This is a genomic window from [Pseudomonas] carboxydohydrogena (genome assembly GCF_029030725.1).
Lineage (GTDB): Bacteria > Pseudomonadota > Alphaproteobacteria > Rhizobiales > Xanthobacteraceae > Afipia > Afipia carboxydohydrogena.
Window position 1 is genome coordinate 1,979,510 of the sequence record NZ_CP113162.1, and the last position, 17,575, is coordinate 1,997,084.

Sequence of the window (17,575 nt, forward strand, 5' to 3'; positions counted from 1 at the left end):
GATTCGCTGTGCGTGAACCGCCGCGACCATACCCCGAATTGGGCCATGGTGCAGACCGTTTTGGCGTCCGTCCCTTGAGAATTTCCTGCGAATTGCCTGAAATTCAGCGCGTTGCGGAAGCCGTATCCGCCGCAGCGTGGGCCGATGCCGTGGCCGGTCTGGCGTGGGATGCCGGCTTGCGGGTTTGCGCCGCCGCCGAGGTCACGCCCGCCCATGCATCACCGGCCTTGGGAGCCAGCGATTGCTTGCCGTGAGATGATTTCGGAGCGGCCTTCGGCGCGGCGCGTCTGGCGGGCGCGGCCGGAGGCTGCGGCTGCGCGGCAGCGGGCTCGGATGGCGCGCTGGAGGGAACTGCGACCGGAGGCGGCACGTCGTCCGGCGCGGCGGCGTCGTTCTGTTGACGCTCGATCGAGCGCAGCTTCGCCACCGCTTTCTGATGCTCGTTATAATTCTCGGTGAACGTATGCCCGCCGGTGCCGTCAGCCACGAAATACAGGTCACGCGTGCGCGCGGGATTGGCGGTCGCCTCAAGCGAGGCGCGTCCCGGATTGGCGATCGGTCCCGGCGGCAACCCCTCGATGACGTAGGTGTTGTATGGCGTCGGCTGCTGGATCTCGCTGCGCTTGATCGGCCGTCCGAGCGTGCCCTTGCCGCCGACAAGGCCATAGATGATGGTCGGATCGGATTGCAGCTTGATCTTCTGGCGCAACCGGTTGACGAACACCGAGGCGACGCGGCTTCGCTCGTCGGCGCGGCCGGTTTCCTTCTCGACGATGGATGCCAGCGTCACGAGCTGTTCCGGCGAACGTAATGGCAGATCGGGATTGCGATGCTCCCAGACTTCCGCGAGCAGCCGCTTCTGCGCCTGCTGCATGCGCTGGATCACCTGCTCGCGCTGCGTGCCGCGCGGAAACTTGTAGGTGTCCGGCAGCAGCGTGCCTTCGCGCGGCACCTCGCGCAACGAGCCTGCGAAGATGTCGTTATCCTGCAAGCGCTGGACGATCTGTTCCGATGTCAGACCTTCCGGAATGGTGAAGGCATGCTGCACCACCTTGCCATCGACGATGGTTCCGATGACATCCGACAGGCTCGCATTCTTCTGGAACAGGAATTCGCCCGACTTGAGCGAGGTGCGCGCGTTGAGCGCCAGCACGCCGCCGATAAAGGTCCAGCGGTCCGCCTTGATGACGCCTTCGCGCAACAGGATGTCGCCGATGTCCGTCATGCCAGCACGCGGCGGAATATTGACGACCTTGTCGGCGGTCAGCGGCCCTTTCGCGGCCAGCATCTGCTTGCCGTAGATATAAAGACCGCCCGCGCCCAGCATCAGGACCAGGAGAATCGTGATGATGGCGTTGCCCGCGATCACAAACGGATTGCGCGCGCTGTCGGAACGCTTCGGAGGCGGAACCTGCTGCGGCTCTAACGCCGCGCGCGGGCTGCGCGGTTCAATGGGAGGCCTTTGACTCATGTCCGAAATCCGAATCCGTTCTGGCCCGATCTCTCGCACAAACTTGGGATCGCAATATGACCGAAAGTTCTCTCGCGGTGAAGCCGAGGCGTCCCCCTCAGTTCACCACCCGCTTCATGATCAACGATGCATTGGTGCCGCCAAAACCGAACGAGTTCGACAGGACGACATTAATTTCGCGTGACTTGGCCTTGTGCGGCACAAGATCGATGGCGGTCTCGATCGACGGATTGTCGAGGTTCAGCGTCGGAGGCGCCATATTGTCGCGCAGCGCCAGCACGCAGAAGATCGCCTCCACGGCTCCTGCCGCGCCGAGCAGATGGCCGATCGACGATTTCGTCGATGACATCGCCACCTTCGAGGCCGTGTTGCCCAGCAGCTTCTGCACCGCGCCCAGTTCGATCTCGTCGCCGAGCGGCGTCGAGGTGCCGTGGGAATTGATGTAGTCGATGTCGGAGGCAAGAAGGCCCGCGCGCTTCATCGCGGCACTCATGCAGCGATAGGCGCCATCGCCATCGGATGCCGGCGCGGTGATATGATAGGCGTCGCCGGACAGACCGTAGCCAACGATTTCGGCGTAGATCTTCGCGCCGCGTTTTTTCGCGTGCTCGTATTCTTCGAGCACCACAATGCCCGCGCCCTCGCCCATCACGAAGCCGTCGCGGTCGGCGTCGTAAGGCCGCGAGGCCGCCGTGGGCTTGTCGTTGAATTTCGTGGACATCGCGCGCAACGCGCAGAAGCCCGCCATCGCCAGACGATTGACCGGGGATTCCGCACCGCCCGCGACCATCACGTCGGCATCGCCGAGCATGATCAGCCGCGACGCATCGCCGATGGCGTGCGCGCCGGTCGAGCAGGCTGTCACAACCGAATGGTTCGGACCCTTGAGGCCGTGCTGGATCGAGACATAGCCGGAGGCGAGATTGATGAGGCGTCCCGGGATAAAGAACGGCGAAACCTTGCGCGGACCGCGCTCATGCAGCAGCACGGCCGTCTCGCCGATGCCCTGAATGCCGCCGATGCCGGAGCCGATCATCGTGCCGGTGGCGCAACGCTCTTCCTCGGTGGACGGATGCCAGCCGGCGTCGTTGAGCGCCTCGGATGCTGCCGCCATCGCGAAGATGATGAAGTCATCGACCTTGCGCTGCTCTTTCGGCTCCATCCACAGATCGGGATTGAAGGTGCCCTCGGTGCCGTCGCCGCGCGGCACAACGCAGGCAATCTGGCTGGTGAGGTCGGAGACATCGAAATGCTCGATCTTCCGCGCGCCGCTTTCACCGTTGAGGATGCGCTTCCAGGTCGGCTCCACGCCGCCCCCCAGCGGCGAGACCATGCCGAGGCCGGTGACGACCACTCGCCTCATATCAGATGCTCCGATGTGCCAAACAGAAAGACGGCGGGCCGTTGCGCACAACAACCCGCCGACATCAGCTACCGCAGAAGGAGCTTAGCTCTTCGCGTTCTTTTCGAGGAACTTGGTGGCGTCGCCAACCGTGAGGATGGTCTCCGCCGCGTCGTCCGGAATCTCGCAACCGAATTCTTCTTCGAAAGCCATCACCAGTTCGACAGTGTCGAGGCTGTCGGCGCCGAGGTCGTCGATGAAGCTCGCGGTATCCACCACTTTCTCCGGTTCGACACCGAGGTGCTCCACAACGATCTTCTTCACGCGCTCGCCAATCTCACTCATCGTTTCAACCTCGTGTTTGCTTCGTTTAACCCGATCGTAAAACGATACGAGCCGGTGTTGACCTTCTAAAAACTCTATGCCGCCCGCCCGGTTCGATCCGCGCACCCGCAGACCGACAGTCCCCTGCGAACCTCAACAGATGACGCATCGGGAATATACAGGGTTTTGATTTCCTGCAACGACGTTCTTCCCCTTGCGCGCCCACCCCAAAACGGCCAGCCGTTTTGCGGCGAATCCGCCCCGACCCTGAGGTCCGACCGGTCGAAAACCTTCCCCATACGACCGGACATCGCGCAACGAGACGGCATCCGAATAGCACAGGTCGGGGGGCTTGGCCAAGCCGGGCGATACCGTCAAACCGTCATAAAACGGCACAACGAATCTCCCAAGATGCTCAAATCATTGCCATTCCGCCATTGACATGAATGGTCTGGCCCGTGACGTAGGCCGCCTCGTTGGAGGCCAGATAGACTGCCGCCGCCGCGATGTCGTCGGGCGAGCCAAGCCGTCCCGCCGGAACCTTGCCGAGAATGGCTTCCTTCTGCTTGTCGTTCAGCGCATCCGTCATCGCGGTCGCAATAAAACCGGGTGCGATGCAATTCGCCGTCACATTTCGCCGGGCGTATTCCTGGCCGATCGACTTCATCATGCCGATCAGGCCCGCCTTCGACGACACGTAATTGACCTGCCCCGCATTGCCGGTGACGCCGACCACCGAGGTGATGCCGATGATGCGGCCGAAGCGCTTGCGCATCATCAATTTGGTCGCGGCGCGCGCGAGGCGAAAGGTCGCGGTGAGATTGACGTCGATCACCTGATCCCAATCCTCGTCGCGCAATTGCACAAAGAGATTGTCCCGGGTGATGCCTGCGTTGGCGACGAGGATGTCGAGCTGCCCCATCGCCTTCTCGGATGCCGGAACCAGCGCCTCGACCTCATCCTTGTCGGACAAATTGCACGGCAGAACGTGAACGCGCTCCTTCAACTCACCCGCGAGCGCATCGAGCACCTCGCGCCGGGTTCCGGAAATCGCGACCGTCGCACCCTGCGTGTGCAACGCCCTGGCGATGGCGTTGCCGATGCCGCCGGTCGCGCCGGTGACGAGCGCGGTCTTGCCTGTCAGATCGAACATCAACGTCTCCTTCAATCACCCGCGCGCGGCGGCGATGGCATCCTTGGCTGCGGCGATGTCGCCGGGGCCGCCGACCGCGACGCCGACCGCGCCATCCGCGATCCGCTTCACGAGGCCGGTGAGCACCTTGCCCGAACCGATCTCCAGAAAATGCGTGACACCGTGGGCAGCCATATAAGCGACGCTTTCGCGCCAGCGCACCGTGCCGGTGACCTGCTCCACCAGCAGCTTGCGAATTTGATCGGGATCAGTGACCGGACCCGCGAGGATGTTCGCAACCACCGGCACCACCGGCTTGTTGACGGTGACCTTCGCGAGCGCCTCGGCCATCGCATCGGCGGCAGGCTGCATCAGGCGGCAATGAAACGGTGCGGACACCTGCAACAGCATCGCGCGCTTGGCGCCCCTGGCTTTGGCGATCTCGACCGCGCGCTCCACCGCGGCCTTGTCGCCGGAGACGACGACCTGACCGCCGCCATTGTCGTTCGCGGCCTGACAGACCTGTCCCTGTGCGGCCTCATTGGCCGCCGCCACGGCGGTCTCGTAGTCGAGGCCAAGCAAGGCGGCCATCGCACCGACGCCGACCGGCGTCGCCTTCTGCATCGCGGTTCCGCGAATCCGCAACAGCCGCGCTGTGTCGGCGATCGACAGGCTGCCCGCCGCCGCCAGCGCCGAATATTCCCCGAGCGAATGGCCCGCGACGAACGCGGCATCCCGCGCAAGGTCGATCCCTGCCTCCGTCTCGAGCACCCGCAAGGTCGCGAGCGACATCGCCATCAGCGCGGGCTGGGTGTTTTCGGTGAGTTGAAGCGCCTCGGCGGGGCCGTCCCAGATCACGGTGCTGAGTTTCTCGCCGAGCGCCGCATCGACCTCGTCGAACACCGCGCGCGCGGCCGGAAACGCCTCGGCCAGCGCCTTGCCCATGCCGACGGCCTGCGAACCCTGTCCCGGAAATGTAAATGCTGCCGTCATAAAGGCCTCCCAAACGTGGGGTGGTAAGACACCGCCAGGCCGGGGGCTGTCAAGCTGACGGCGCGGAACCGCAGGCAAATCCCCGGTTTTGAGCGCATGGCCCCTCAAACCACCGTAAACGTCTCGATTTTCGCGCCAAATCCGGCTCAAACCGCCTCGCTAATCCCTTGCCAACCGCCGCAAATCGCCTATAAAGCGCGCATCCGTGGGTCCCGGCCGGGAGCTGAACGGACGGTTTCATCAATCATCGTTCGATTGAGGTTACAGGGCCAGTCGGCCCGTCGTCCCGTGCTTCCGCCTTCTGAGCAATATCGAGGTCCTTTCCGAAGGTCTCGAAGGGCTTGCCGCCAGGACCCGCGCCAACACTGGAAAGGACTCCCATGCCTCTTTACGAGCATGTCTTCCTCGCGCGTCAGGACGCGAGCGCCCAACAGGTCGAAGAATTCACCACCCAGATCACCTCCGTGATCGAAGGTCTCGGCGGCAAGGTCGCCAAGACCGAGAACTGGGGCGTGCGTTCGCTCACCTACCGCATGAACAAGAACCGCAAGGCTCACTTCGTGCTGCTGAATATCGATGGCCCGGCCGCGATCGTTTCCGAGATCGAGCGGCAGGAGCGCATCAACGAAGACATCATCCGTTATCTGACCGTTCGCGTCGACGAACTCGAGGAAGGCCCGTCCGCGATGATGCGCAAGGCCGACCGGGATCGCGAGCGCGATGACCGTGGCGGTGGATTCGGCGGCGGCCGCGATGGCGGTTTCCGTTCCGAGCGCGGCCCGCGCCGGTCGCGTGACGAAGACGCAACCGCATCGGTAGAGGAGTAAGAATCATGGCTGACGCTGGTGCACGCCGTCCGTTCTTCCGCCGTCGCAAGACCTGCCCGTTCACGGGTCCGAATGCGCCGAAGATCGACTTCAAGGATTCCAAGCTGCTGATGCGTTACGTGTCGGAGCGCGGCAAGATCGTGCCGAGCCGCATCACGGCCGTGTCCGCGCTGAAGCAGCGCGAACTGGCCCGCGCCATCAAGCGCGCGCGGTTCTTGGGCCTCCTGCCTTACGTGATCCGCTAAGGCGAACAATTCCGCTCCTCATCCCACGGGATGAGGAGCAAATTTCGCGCTCCATGAGGAGCGATTTTCATAACACGGCGGCGACAGCAGTCGTGGATGGTTGGGGCAGAAGCCTCTAACCGCTCGAAGGGGGCGGGACAGCTGATGATGGCAACGACGATTCTCATCGCACTGGCGGCCGCGCTCGCGTCGGCCATGATGTTCGCCTCGATCGCATCGGGCGCGGTGCTGTCGCTTGCGCTGTTTTATCTCGCGCCGCTGCCGCTGATGGTCGTTGCACTCGGCTGGGGATCGCGGGCCGGGCTTATCGCGGGCGTGGCCGCGGTGCTCGGTCTCGGCGCGGCCTTCGGCCCGATGTACATGCTGGCCTACGCCGTGATGGTCGCCCTGCCCGCGCTCTGGCTCGGCCATCTTGCGCTGCTCGCGCGCACCAACGATGACGGCTACACCCCGCCGTCCACTCTCGACTGGTACCCGGTCGGCCGCATCCTTGTGTGGATCGCGGGCTTTGCGTCCCTCACCACCGCCGGGGCGCTTCTGACGCTGGGCACCGACGTCGATACGATCCTGGGTGTGATGCGTAAAAGTTTGACGCACCTCTCCGACGTCGCAAACCAGGGCGGAATCGCCCATGGCACCGCGCCCGATCCCGTCATCGAGGCACTGGTTGCGATCGCCCCCGGCGCGGCCGCGCTGGTCGCGATGCTCACCCTGACGCTCAACCTGTGGCTCGCGGCCAAGATCGCCCAGACCTCGCAGCTTCTGAAGCGCCCGTGGCCGGACCTGCGCGCGACCGAGATGCCGCAGCCGGTACTCGCCGCGCTCGCCATCGCGCTCGTGCTCTGCTTCTTCGGCGGGCTGACCGCGCTGATCGCCAAGATCATCACCGCCTCGCTGCTGCTCGCCTACGGCATGACCGGATTCGCCGTCCTGCACACCGTCAGCCAGACCATGGCGGGGCGCTCCTTCATGCTGAGCGGCATCTACGCCCTCACCGCTTTCATCGGCTGGCCGCTCGCAGGCGCGATCGTGCTCGGCCTCGCCGACGCCGCCTTCGGCATCCGCAAACGCTACTGGCGGAAACAAGGCGGGCTGCCGGACCCCGGCTGAACTTTAACCTTCACCTCAAGAGATCCCTCTATCACCTCTTCTCAAGGAGAATACCAATGGAAGTCATCCTGCTCGAACGCGTCGCCAAACTCGGCCAGATGGGCGACATCGTGAACGTCAAAAACGGCTACGCCCGCAATTTCCTGCTCAAGCGCCACAAGGCGCTGCGCGCGACCGAGGCGAACCGCGCCAAGTATGACGGCATGAAGGCCGACCTCGAAGCCAAGAACATCGCGGCCAAGGGCGAAGCCTCCAAGGTTGCCGAGAAGATCGAGGGCCGCAACGTCATCGTCATCCGTCAGGCTTCCGAAAGCGGCCAGCTCTTCGGTTCGGTCTCGGTGCGCGACATCATGGCGGCTCTGGCTGCCGACGGCGTTTCGCTCAGCCGTCATCAGGTTCTGCTCGAGCACCCGATCAAGGAAATCGGCCAGCACAAGATCACGATCGCCGTTCATCCCGAGGTCGAGATTCATGTGACCGCCACCGTCGCGCGCAGCGAGGCGGAAGCCGAGCGCATCAACCGCGGCGAGGACATCTCCACGCGTCAGGAAGATCAGGACGCGGCGGCGGAAGCGATCGCGGCTGCCGGCGAGTTCTTCGATCCGGAAGCGCAGGACCATGGCGACGCGCCGGAAGCGGCCCCGAGCGAGCAGTAAGCCTCACTCCATTGCAATCGTGAAAAATCCGGCCCGGAAACGGGCCGGATTTTTCATGCGTTGAACCCGCAATTCATCATGGCCGGGACAAAAGGACGTTCATGCCCGGCCATGACAAATCATCTACGTCCAGAAAAATCTGAAACGCTCTCGGCGGGACAGGCCTATTGCGCGGCCGGGGCGCCCGCCGGTGCAGTCTCGGCCGGCTTGTCCGGCGCAGGTGCAGCCGGAGCCGTGTCCGCTTTCGGCTCGACATTGAAGACCGGCATGTTCGACGCGGGCTTGGCCTCGTCGGGCTTCTTCGCAGGCGCTTCCGGCGCGGGCGCGGCCGGTTTGGATTCGGGCTGAGCAGCCGGCTCCGCCGGGCTTGCAGGCGCGGCGACCGGTGCTTCCGGCTTCGGCTGTGCAGCCGTGTCGGGTGCCGGCCTGGACGTATCCTTCGGCTCATCCTTCGCGGGAGCATTCTTCGGCTTGCGCCTGTCAACCTTGGGCTTTTTACCCTTGGCGTCGGCCTCGCCCGCTCCTTCGTCCTTCGGCTTGGCGGCATGTCCGCGCACGGGCTTCTCGGCCCCGATATGCCGCTCCTGTCGTTCCTTCGGTTCGGCGTCCCGCTCCCGCGGCTTCGGCGACGTCAACTCGCGCCCCTCCCGCGTGAGGTCGTCACCGGCCCGCCTGTTCGCGGCTCCGTTCGACAGGACGTAGGCGCTCATCGCGCCCGCCATGTCGGTGCTCGTTGTATAGTGCTGGCGCAAGAAGCCGGGGAGAGAACCGGGCGCCACGCTCTTGAGCAGCCCATGGGGACTCTTGTGGCAAACCGCGCATGTCGCAGCGAAAATCTGGGCCGGAGTTTTACCGGCCTCGAGATTTTGCGCCGCCGCCGGACCGGCAGCGCTCATCCAAAGCACCGCCGCCGCCAGACTGAGCGCTCGCCTCGACATAGATGATCTCCAGAAATTGCTCGACCGGCATCGTCATGCCGGGAGGTCAATGATCGTATGACAAGTCCTTAGCGGACAATCCGCCGGATGGAAATGTTGAGAATGCAACACCTGGTGATCCGATTCCAGCATTCGCATCCCATTCGAGCACGTGTTTGCGAATGCTGGAATCAAAGGACCGCTGGCAAATATAAGATTTCAGTGGGGTTTTGGATTTGGCATTCGCTTTGCGAAGCTGCGGCCAGCGCGGCGCGAATGTCAGATCCACCCCACCGGTAAGATTACGGTGATGCGGCATGGCCAACCCTGCCCCCTATTCGGGCTTGAAGGAGCAGGCTGGAGGGGAGAAACTTTGGGCCGTGGGGCCAGTTCAATAGGAATAGCACATTAGAGCCAAGGCCACTGCCCATGAGCTTTTTGCTGAAATCCGTTCTCCGCCGGTTTTTCCGCTACGGTTCAATTACTTTCATCACCGCTGACGGCCAGTCCTTCACCTGCGGCGACGGGACCGGCACACCCGTCACGGTCCGCTTCACCACCCCCTCGGCGCAACGCAGGCTGTTGCTCGACCCGGAGATGGCCTTCGGCGAAATCTACATGGATGGAGAACTCGTGATCGAGCAAGGATCGATCACCGACGTCCTCGCCGTGGTCCTTGCCCAACCCTACGACCTGCCCGGCTGGGCAAAGCTCCATCACTTGCAGCGCTTTCTGATCCGCCGGTGGCATCAGTTCAATCCGATGGGTCTGGCGAAGCGCCGCATCCAGAGCCATTACGATCTCGACAGCCGGATCTATTCGCTGTTTCTCGATTCCGACCGGCAATATAGCTGCGCCTATTTCGAGCAGCCGGACATGTCGCTCGACGAGGCCCAGTTGGCCAAGCGCCGTCACATCACCGCCAAGCTGCTGGTGAAACCGGATCAGAGTGTTCTGGATATCGGCTCCGGCTGGGGCGGCCTTGGGCTCTACATCGCGGAAATCGCGGGCGGCCTCGTCACCGGCGTCACTTTGTCCAACGAGCAGTTCGAGATGTCGAACCAGCGCGCCAGGGCCAAGGGGCTGTCCCAGCGCGCCAAATTCCTGCTCGAGGATTACCGCAAGGTGCCGGGACCGTTCGACCGGATCGTTTCGGTGGGCATGTTCGAGCATGTCGGCATCGACCACTATCAGACCTATTTCGACCGCTGCGCCGAACTGCTTGCGGACGACGGCGTGATGGTTCTGCATGCCATCGGCCGCTCCGAAGGCCCGGATATCACCAACCCGTGGATCGCGAGATACATTTTTCCCGGTGGCTACATTCCGGCGCTGTCGGAAGTGCTGCCCGCCGTCGAGCGATCGGGCCTTCTGGTGGATGACATCGAAATCCTCCGCCTGCATTACGCCGACACGCTGAAGGCCTGGCACGAACGGTTCCTCGCCCGGCAGGAGGAGGCCGCACGCATTTATGACGAGCGCTTCGTGCGGATGTGGCGTTTCTATCTCGCCTGCTCGGAAATGAGTTTCCGCAAGCAGAACATGATGGTGTTCCAGATTCAGTTCAGCAAAAGGCAGGGCGTGGTTCCCATCACCCGCGACTACATCGCGCAGGAGGAACAGCGGTTGCGTGGGTTGGAAGCGGCAAAAGCTCCCCCACTCCAAATCGCCGGCGAATAGCAAGCGGAATTACAGGGAAGCAGGGTTTCCACGGCCGGGTGTGGGAATCGGGCATAAAGTCAGTTCTGACTTACGCCTCTTGCGGTGCAGGTGCTTGATAGCTGCCCCGCCTTTGCCAATTTGAAAGCGCATCTGACTGCCATGGCCGTTTCCGACTCCAACATTGTCAAGCTCGCGCCCGATGCCGGCGCACCGGCCTACCGCACCGCGCCCCACAACATCGAGGCGGAGCAGAGCCTGCTCGGCGCGATCCTCGTCAACAACGACGCGTTCTACCGCGTCTCCGATTTCCTTGAGCCGAAACACTTCTTCGAGCCGATCCACCAGTTGATCTTCGAGACGGCGGCCAGCCTGATCCGCGCGGGCAAGGTCGCGACCCCGGTCACGCTGAAAACCTTCCTGCCCGCTGACACCGATCTCGGCGGCATCACGGTCAGCCAGTATCTCGCGCGCCTTGCGGCCGAAGCGACGACCATCATCAACGCGCAGGACTACGGCCGCACGATCTACGACCTCTCCCAGCGCCGCGACCTGATCCGCATCGGCGAGGACATGGTCAACGTCGCCTATGACGCGCCGGTGGACTTCGCGCCGCGCGCGCAGATCGAGGATGCCGAGCGGCGGCTCTATGAGCTTGCCGAACAGGGCCAGTATGGCGGCGGCTTCCAGAAATTCGGACAGGCGCTGACGGTCGCCATCGACATGGCGGCGGCGGCGTATCAGCGCGACGGCAATCTCTCCGGCCTCGCTTCGGGCCTGCGCGACATGGACGTCAAGATGGGCGGGTTGCAGCCATCCGACCTCATCATCCTCGCCGGACGCCCGGCGATGGGAAAGACCGCGCTCGCCACCAACATCGCCTACAACGTCGCGCGCTCCTATCAGGGCGAACTGCAACCCGACGGCACGATGAAGACCGTCAACGGCGGCGTGATCGGCTTCTTCTCGCTGGAAATGTCGGCCGAGCAGTTGGCCACCCGTATTCTCTCCGAGCGCACCGGCATTTCATCGAGCATGATCCGGCGCGGCGGCATCACCGAAAACGATTTCGAGAAAATCCGCGATCACGCCACCGAGATGCAGCATCTGCCGTTCCACGTCGACGACACCGGCGGCCTGTCGATCGCGCAACTGATGGCGCGGGCACGGCGGCTGAAACGCCAGAAGGGTCTCGACCTTCTCATCATCGACTACATCCAGCTTCTGTCGGGATCGGGCAAGCGTTCCGACAACCGCGTGCAGGAAATCACCGAGATCACCACGAGCCTCAAGGCGCTGGCGAAGGAACTGAATGTTCCGATCATCGCGCTGTCGCAGCTCTCGCGTCAGGTGGAAGCGCGCGACGACAAGCGCCCGCAACTCGCCGACCTTCGCGAATCCGGCTCCATCGAGCAGGACGCCGACGTGGTGCTGTTCGTGTTCCGCGAGGAATACTACCTCCAGAACAAGGAGCCGAAGGTCGGGACGCCGGAACATGAGAAGTGGCAACTGGAAATGTCGCTGGTCCACGGCAAGGCCGAGGTCATCATCGGCAAGCAGCGCCATGGCCCCACCGGCACCATCAAGCTGCATTTCGATTCCAGCGTCACCCGCTTCGCCGATCTCGTCGAAGACGATCACATGCCGGCGCATATTTGATCTTTGGCGCGGGAAGCATGATATGAGAGGCTGACTTTTGCCTCCAGCCGCGTTGCTTCATGACACCTTTTCCCGATACCTCGGTCCAGATTGATGCGCACACGTTGCAGGGAGCGACCGGCGTTCTGACCGTCGATCTCGATACGCTCGCCGCCAACTGGAAGTCGCTGGAAAGCCGCGCCGTGCCTGCGGAATGCTCGGCCGTGGTGAAAGCCGACGCCTATGGCTGCGGATTAAAACCCGTGACGCGCAAGCTCGCCAGCGTCGGCTGCAAGACGTTCTTCGTCGCCACCCTCGATGAAGCGAAGCTCGCGCGCGAGGCCGCACCGAAAGCCGCGATCTATGTGCTCAATGGTTTCTTCGCCAATTGCGGCGACGACTTCGCCAGGATCGACGCCCGCCCCGTGATCGGCGACCTCAACGAGCTGGCGGAATGGGACGCCTTCCGCCGCACGCGCGGCTGGAGCGGCCTCGCCGGCATCCAGATCGACACCGGCATGAACCGCCTCGGCCTGACGATCGACGAGGCGCGCGGTCTGGTGCCGCGCATCCGGCAGGCCGACCATGGCATCGCGATGGTGATGAGCCACCTCGCCTGCTCCGAAGACATGAACAACGCGATGAACGCGCGCCAGCTCGCCGCCTTTCGCGGCATCGCGTCCGAATTTAGCGGCGTCACCGCCTCTTTGGCGAATTCATCCGGCATTTTTCTCGGCTCGCACTTTCACATGGATCTGGTGCGGCCCGGTGCTGCACTCTACGGCCTCAACCCGACGCCGGAAGCCGATAACCCGATGCAGCCGGTGGTCGGCCTCAAGGTCCGCATCGCCCAGATCCGCAACGTGCCGAAGGGCGAGACGGTCGGCTACGGCGCGCTGTGGCACGCCAAGCGCCCGACACGGCTCGCCATCGTCAGCGCCGGATATGCCGACGGCTATTTCCGCGCCGCCAGCGGCATCGAAGGCACTCGCAGCGCGCAGGCCGTTGTCGCGGGGCAACGCTGCCCGATCGTCGGACGCATTTCGATGGACCTGATGGCGATCGACATCACCGACGTGCCGCACGGCGCGGTACGGCGCGGCCACTTCGTCACCCTGATCGGCGACGGGCTCACGCTCGACGAACTCGGGCATCATTTCGGCACCATCGGCTACGAGGTGCTGACCAGCCTCGGTCATCGCTATGCACGGGACTACCGGGGCGGCGTGGCGCACGACCCTGCGGCGTCAGACAACAAGACCGCACCGGAAAATACGTCAGCCTGATCCTCCGTCGCCCGAGGATGGGTTGACTTTTTAACCCGAATAAGAACAAAGATAGAACATCTCAGTTCGCGGGTGCCCGATGGCCAAACATGCCCCTTCCTTCGTCTGCCAGAACTGCGGCTCCGCCTACAACAAGTGGCAGGGCAAGTGCGAAGGCTGCGGCGAGTGGAACACGCTGTCCGAGGAAGACTCGATCGCGGCGGCCGCGATGCCCGCCAGCATCCGGCCCAAGCGCAAAGGCCGCCTGTTCACGCTGGAATCCCTGACCGGCGAATCCCAGCAGGCCCCGCGTCTGCCGTCCGGCATGGCCGAGCTCGACCGCGTCACCGGCGGCGGCTTCGTGCGCGGCTCGGTGCTTCTGGTCGGCGGCGACCCCGGCATCGGCAAATCGACGCTGCTGACACAGGCCACCAGCCTTCTCGCCCGCGCGGGCCATCGCGCTGTCTACATCTCGGGCGAGGAAGCCGTGGCGCAAGTGCGGTTGCGCGCCGCGCGCCTCGGTCTGGCGGATGCGGCGGTTCAACTCGCCGCCGAGACTTCGGTTGAAGACATCATCGCAACCCTTTCGGAAGGCGCGCCTCCCCGGCTCGTCGTCATCGATTCCATCCAGACGATGTGGACCGACACGGTGGAATCCGCCCCCGGCACGGTGACGCAGGTTCGCGCCTCGGCGCAGGCGCTCATTCGCTTCGCCAAGAAGTCCGGCGCGGCGCTCATCCTCGTCGGCCACGTCACCAAGGACGGCCAGATCGCGGGCCCCCGCGTCGTCGAACACATGGTCGATGCCGTGCTGTCGTTCGAGGGCGAAGGCTCCCAGCAGTTCCGCATCCTGCGCTCGGTCAAGAACCGTTTCGGGCCGACCGACGAGATCGGCGTGTTCGAGATGACCGGGCTTGGCCTGCGCGAGGTCACCAACCCTTCCGAACTGTTCCTGTCCGAGCGCGATCTCGGCAGTCCGGGCACGGCGGTGTTCGCGGGCATCGAAGGCACGCGCCCGGTGTTGGTGGAATTGCAGGCGCTGGTCGCACCCACCTCGCTCGGCACGCCCCGCCGCGCCGTGGTCGGCTGGGACCCAAGCCGCCTGTCGATGGTGCTGGCGGTGCTGGAGGCCCATTGCGGCATCAAGCTCTCGGGCCATGACGTCTATCTCAATGTCGCGGGCGGCCTGCGCATTCAGGAACCCGCAGCAGACCTTGCCGCCGCTGCCGCCCTCGTCTCATCTCTCGCCAACGCGCCGCTGCCGGTCGATGCCGTCTATTTCGGCGAAATCTCGCTGTCGGGCGCGGTGCGCCCTGTCGCGCAAGCCTCCGCCCGGCTGAAGGAGGCCGCCAAGCTCGGCTTCGCCCGTGCGGTGTTGCCGGAGACCGCGCGCGGAGATGCAGGCGCGGGCGATGTCGGATTGAGTCTCAACACCGTGAATTCCCTGACCTCGCTGGTCGCGGACATCGCAGCAAGAAGCGAGAAGCGCTTGCGTCCCGCCGCGCAGGGATAGGCCCAAAGATAAAATTTGAAGTATCGGCGGCCCGATGGCGCCGGATGAACGGTTTGAAAAGCCACAGGCGGGGGAAAAATCCGCCTCAGGCCCCCGATTCAAGGCCCCTTCGGGTCCGCATCGCGTGACGCCCGAAAAATGGCTGGTTATACAACGCCCGCGCGGCTTGCACGCCGTGCCGCTCCGCCGTCTCCTGAAACCCGGCGCGCCCTCCGATTCGGGCCGCCGCCCTGAATGGAACAGCCCTTCCGATGCCGATCACGCTTCTCGATATCATCGTCCTCGCCGTTCTCCTGCTCTCCGGCCTGTTGGCGATGATCCGTGGTTTCGTGCGCGAGGTGCTGTCGATCACGGCATGGGGCGCTGCGGCGCTCACCACCCTTTACGCCTACCAGAAGCTGCTGCCGACCGCGAAGACCTACATCGCCAGCGACACGCTCGCGACCGTCGCCGTCGTCGCCGGCATTTTCATCGTCACGCTGATCGTGGTGTCGATCGTCACCGTGCGCATCTCCGATATGATCCTGGATTCGCGAATCGGCGCGCTTGACCGCACCCTCGGATTCCTGTTCGGCCTCGCCCGCGGGCTCCTGATCATGGTCGTCGCCTTCCTGTTTTTTGCATGGCTGGTACCCGAGAAGCAGCAACCCGACTGGGTTCGCGGCGCAAAATCGCGTGTCGTGCTGCAAGGAACCGGCGACTGGCTGATGTCGCTCTTGCCGGATGACCCTGAAAACACCATTTTGCAGAGGTTCAAGAAAACCAAGCCCGGCGACGAGCCGGCCGATTCCGCGCCGGACAACCGGACGGAAAACCCGTCGGACCCCGGCGGCTACGCCAAGTCGGAGCGCGACGGTATGAAGTCGTTAATCGACGGCAAAGCCACGGGGCGTTAACTGTAGGCCATGATGATCGGGAATCGGGTGGTGGTTTCAGCTAGATATCGTCTCAATGGCGCGGAGGCTGGGTGACACGATGAGCAACTTCTCCGGTAGCACGGCCGCCACAGGCGAACGCGACCAGCGCGACATCGATCTGCACGGCGACGGCGATACGCTTCGGGAAGAATGCGGCGTGTTCGGCATCTACGGTCACCCCGACGCCGCCGCCATCACCGCCCTCGGGCTTCACGCCCTCCAGCATCGCGGCCAGGAAGCCGCCGGCATCGTCTCCTTCGACGGCCATCGCTTCCATTCCGAGCGCCGTCTCGGCCTCGTCGGCGACACCTTCTCGCGCGGCGACGTCATCGCCCGCCTGCCCGGCGACAACGCCGTCGGCCACGTCCGCTATTCCACCACCGGCGAAACCATCCTGCGCAACGTCCAGCCGCTGTTCGCCGAACTCAATGCCGGCGGCTTCGCCATCGCCCATAACGGCAATCTCACCAACGGCCTTACGCTGCGTCGCGAGCTGGTCCGCCAGGGCGCGATGATGCAATCGACCACCGATACCGAAGTGGTCCTCCACCTCGTCGCCCACTCCAAGCGCGGCCGCTTCATCGAGCGTTACATCGAGGCGCTGCGCGCCATCGAGGGCGCCTACGCGCTGGTGGCGCTCACCAACAAGAAGCTGATCGGCGCGCGCGACCCGCTCGGCATCCGTCCGCTGGTGCTCGGCGAACTCGACGGCTGCCCGATCCTCGCCTCGGAAACCTGCGCACTCGATATCATCGGCGCGAAATATGTCCGCGACATCGAGCCCGGCGAAGTCATCGTGTTCGACGAGAAGGGCACCGAGATTCATAAACCCTTCCCGCCGCAGCCGCCCCGCCCCTGCATCTTCGAGTACATCTATTTCGCCCGCCCGGATTCCATCGTCGGCGGGCGTTCCGTTTATGAAGTGCGCAAGGGATTCGGCGCGCAGCTCGCGCGCGAAAGCCATGTGGACGTCGATGTGGTGGTGCCGGTGCCGGATTCCGGCGTGCCCGCCGCCGTCGGCTACAGCCAGGAATCGGGCGTGCCGTTCGAACTCGGCATCATCCGCAACCATTATGTCGGCCGCACTTTCATCCAGCCGACGCAGAGCGTGCGCGAGCTTGGCGTGCGCATGAAGCATGCGCCGAACCGTGCCGCGATCGAAGGCAAACGCATCATCCTGATCGACGACTCGCTGGTGCGCGGCACCACCTCAAAGAAGATCGTGCGCATGATGCGCGACGCGGGCGCCAAGGAAGTGCATTTCCGCCTCGCCTCTCCGCCGATCATCAACCCGGATTATTACGGCATCGACCTGCCGGATCGCGGAGGCCTGCTCGCGGCGACCCACACGCTGGAACAGATGCGCGATATCATCGGCGCGGATTCGCTCGCGTTCCTGTCTATCGACGGCATGTATCGCGCGGTCGGCGAGCCGGGCCGCGACCCGGCCAATCCGAAGTTCTCGGACCATTGCTTCACCGGCGATTATCCGACCCACCTCACCGACCAGACGCAGGTGGAACAGCCGCAGCACCAGCTCTCGCTGCTGGCGGAAGCAAGCTGAGT

At 64.0% G+C, this 17,575-nt stretch carries 16 protein-coding genes; 10 read left to right on the forward strand and 6 right to left on the reverse strand.

The window, feature by feature from the left end; all coding sequences use genetic code 11:
* Positions 1–103: 103 nt before the first annotated feature.
* From mltG to fabD, 5 genes are all read right to left on the reverse strand, one after another.
* Complete coding sequence (mltG, locus tag AFIC_RS09565) at positions 104–1,471, reverse strand: endolytic transglycosylase MltG (RefSeq protein WP_275246006.1); 1,368 nt, start codon at positions 1,469–1,471, stop codon at positions 104–106.
* A gap of 97 nt (positions 1,472–1,568) precedes the next feature.
* The gene (gene fabF, locus AFIC_RS09570; RefSeq protein ID WP_275246007.1) at positions 1,569–2,834 is read right to left on the reverse strand and encodes a beta-ketoacyl-ACP synthase II; all 1,266 of its coding nucleotides are present in this window, start codon (positions 2,832–2,834) and stop codon (positions 1,569–1,571) included.
* An 84-nt stretch (positions 2,835–2,918) separates the two neighbouring features.
* The gene (locus AFIC_RS09575; RefSeq protein ID WP_009339258.1) at positions 2,919–3,158 is read right to left on the reverse strand and encodes an acyl carrier protein; all 240 of its coding nucleotides are present in this window, start codon (positions 3,156–3,158) and stop codon (positions 2,919–2,921) included.
* Between the two features lie 394 nt (positions 3,159–3,552).
* A complete protein-coding gene (gene fabG, locus AFIC_RS09580; protein ID WP_275246008.1) occupies positions 3,553–4,290 on the reverse strand; it encodes a 3-oxoacyl-[acyl-carrier-protein] reductase in 738 nt (245 codons plus the stop codon).
* Positions 4,291–4,305: 15 nt separating this feature from the next.
* Positions 4,306–5,262: an ACP S-malonyltransferase gene (gene fabD, locus AFIC_RS09585; protein ID WP_275246009.1), complete on the reverse strand. Its 957-nt coding sequence runs from the start codon at positions 5,260–5,262 to the stop codon at positions 4,306–4,308.
* 380 nt (positions 5,263–5,642) lie between these two features.
* On the opposite strand from fabD, the gene rpsF reads away from it, so the two are divergent.
* From rpsF to rplI, 4 genes are all read left to right on the forward strand, one after another.
* Positions 5,643–6,089, forward strand: coding sequence for a 30S ribosomal protein S6 (rpsF, locus tag AFIC_RS09590; protein WP_275246010.1), 447 nt, complete (start codon positions 5,643–5,645; stop codon positions 6,087–6,089).
* 5 nt (positions 6,090–6,094) lie between these two features.
* Positions 6,095–6,334 (forward strand): 30S ribosomal protein S18, encoded by a 240-nt coding sequence (gene rpsR / locus AFIC_RS09595; RefSeq protein WP_009339254.1) that lies wholly within the window; start codon positions 6,095–6,097, stop codon positions 6,332–6,334.
* A 144-nt stretch (positions 6,335–6,478) separates the two neighbouring features.
* Positions 6,479–7,444 carry a DUF2232 domain-containing protein gene (locus AFIC_RS09600; protein WP_275246011.1) on the forward strand — a complete coding sequence of 322 codons (966 nt, stop codon included), beginning with the start codon at positions 6,479–6,481 and terminating at the stop codon, positions 7,442–7,444.
* 56 nt (positions 7,445–7,500) lie between these two features.
* Positions 7,501–8,100, forward strand: a complete 600-nt coding sequence (gene rplI / locus AFIC_RS09605) for a 50S ribosomal protein L9 (RefSeq protein WP_275246012.1) — start codon at positions 7,501–7,503, stop codon at positions 8,098–8,100.
* Between the two features lie 164 nt (positions 8,101–8,264).
* Here the strand turns inward: rplI and AFIC_RS09610 are convergent, their stop codons facing one another.
* A complete protein-coding gene (locus AFIC_RS09610) occupies positions 8,265–9,038 on the reverse strand; it encodes a hypothetical protein (protein ID WP_275246013.1) in 774 nt (257 codons plus the stop codon).
* A 408-nt stretch (positions 9,039–9,446) separates the two neighbouring features.
* On the opposite strand from AFIC_RS09610, the gene AFIC_RS09615 reads away from it, so the two are divergent.
* The 6 genes from AFIC_RS09615 to purF all read left to right on the forward strand — a co-directional run bounded on the left by AFIC_RS09615 (position 9,447) and on the right by purF (position 17,573).
* Positions 9,447–10,697 carry an SAM-dependent methyltransferase gene (locus AFIC_RS09615; protein WP_275246014.1) on the forward strand — a complete coding sequence of 417 codons (1,251 nt, stop codon included), beginning with the start codon at positions 9,447–9,449 and terminating at the stop codon, positions 10,695–10,697.
* A 141-nt stretch (positions 10,698–10,838) separates the two neighbouring features.
* Positions 10,839–12,335 (forward strand): replicative DNA helicase, encoded by a 1,497-nt coding sequence (locus AFIC_RS09620; RefSeq protein WP_275246015.1) that lies wholly within the window; start codon positions 10,839–10,841, stop codon positions 12,333–12,335.
* A 59-nt stretch (positions 12,336–12,394) separates the two neighbouring features.
* Positions 12,395–13,600 carry an alanine racemase gene (gene alr, locus AFIC_RS09625; RefSeq protein ID WP_275246016.1) on the forward strand — a complete coding sequence of 402 codons (1,206 nt, stop codon included), beginning with the start codon at positions 12,395–12,397 and terminating at the stop codon, positions 13,598–13,600.
* A 79-nt stretch (positions 13,601–13,679) separates the two neighbouring features.
* Positions 13,680–15,092 (forward strand): DNA repair protein RadA, encoded by a 1,413-nt coding sequence (gene radA, locus AFIC_RS09630; RefSeq protein WP_275246017.1) that lies wholly within the window; start codon positions 13,680–13,682, stop codon positions 15,090–15,092.
* A 251-nt stretch (positions 15,093–15,343) separates the two neighbouring features.
* A complete protein-coding gene (locus tag AFIC_RS09635; protein ID WP_275246018.1) occupies positions 15,344–15,988 on the forward strand; it encodes a CvpA family protein in 645 nt (214 codons plus the stop codon).
* 79 nt (positions 15,989–16,067) lie between these two features.
* A complete protein-coding gene (gene purF, locus AFIC_RS09640; RefSeq protein ID WP_275246019.1) occupies positions 16,068–17,573 on the forward strand; it encodes an amidophosphoribosyltransferase in 1,506 nt (501 codons plus the stop codon).
* Positions 17,574–17,575 lie beyond the last annotated feature (2 nt).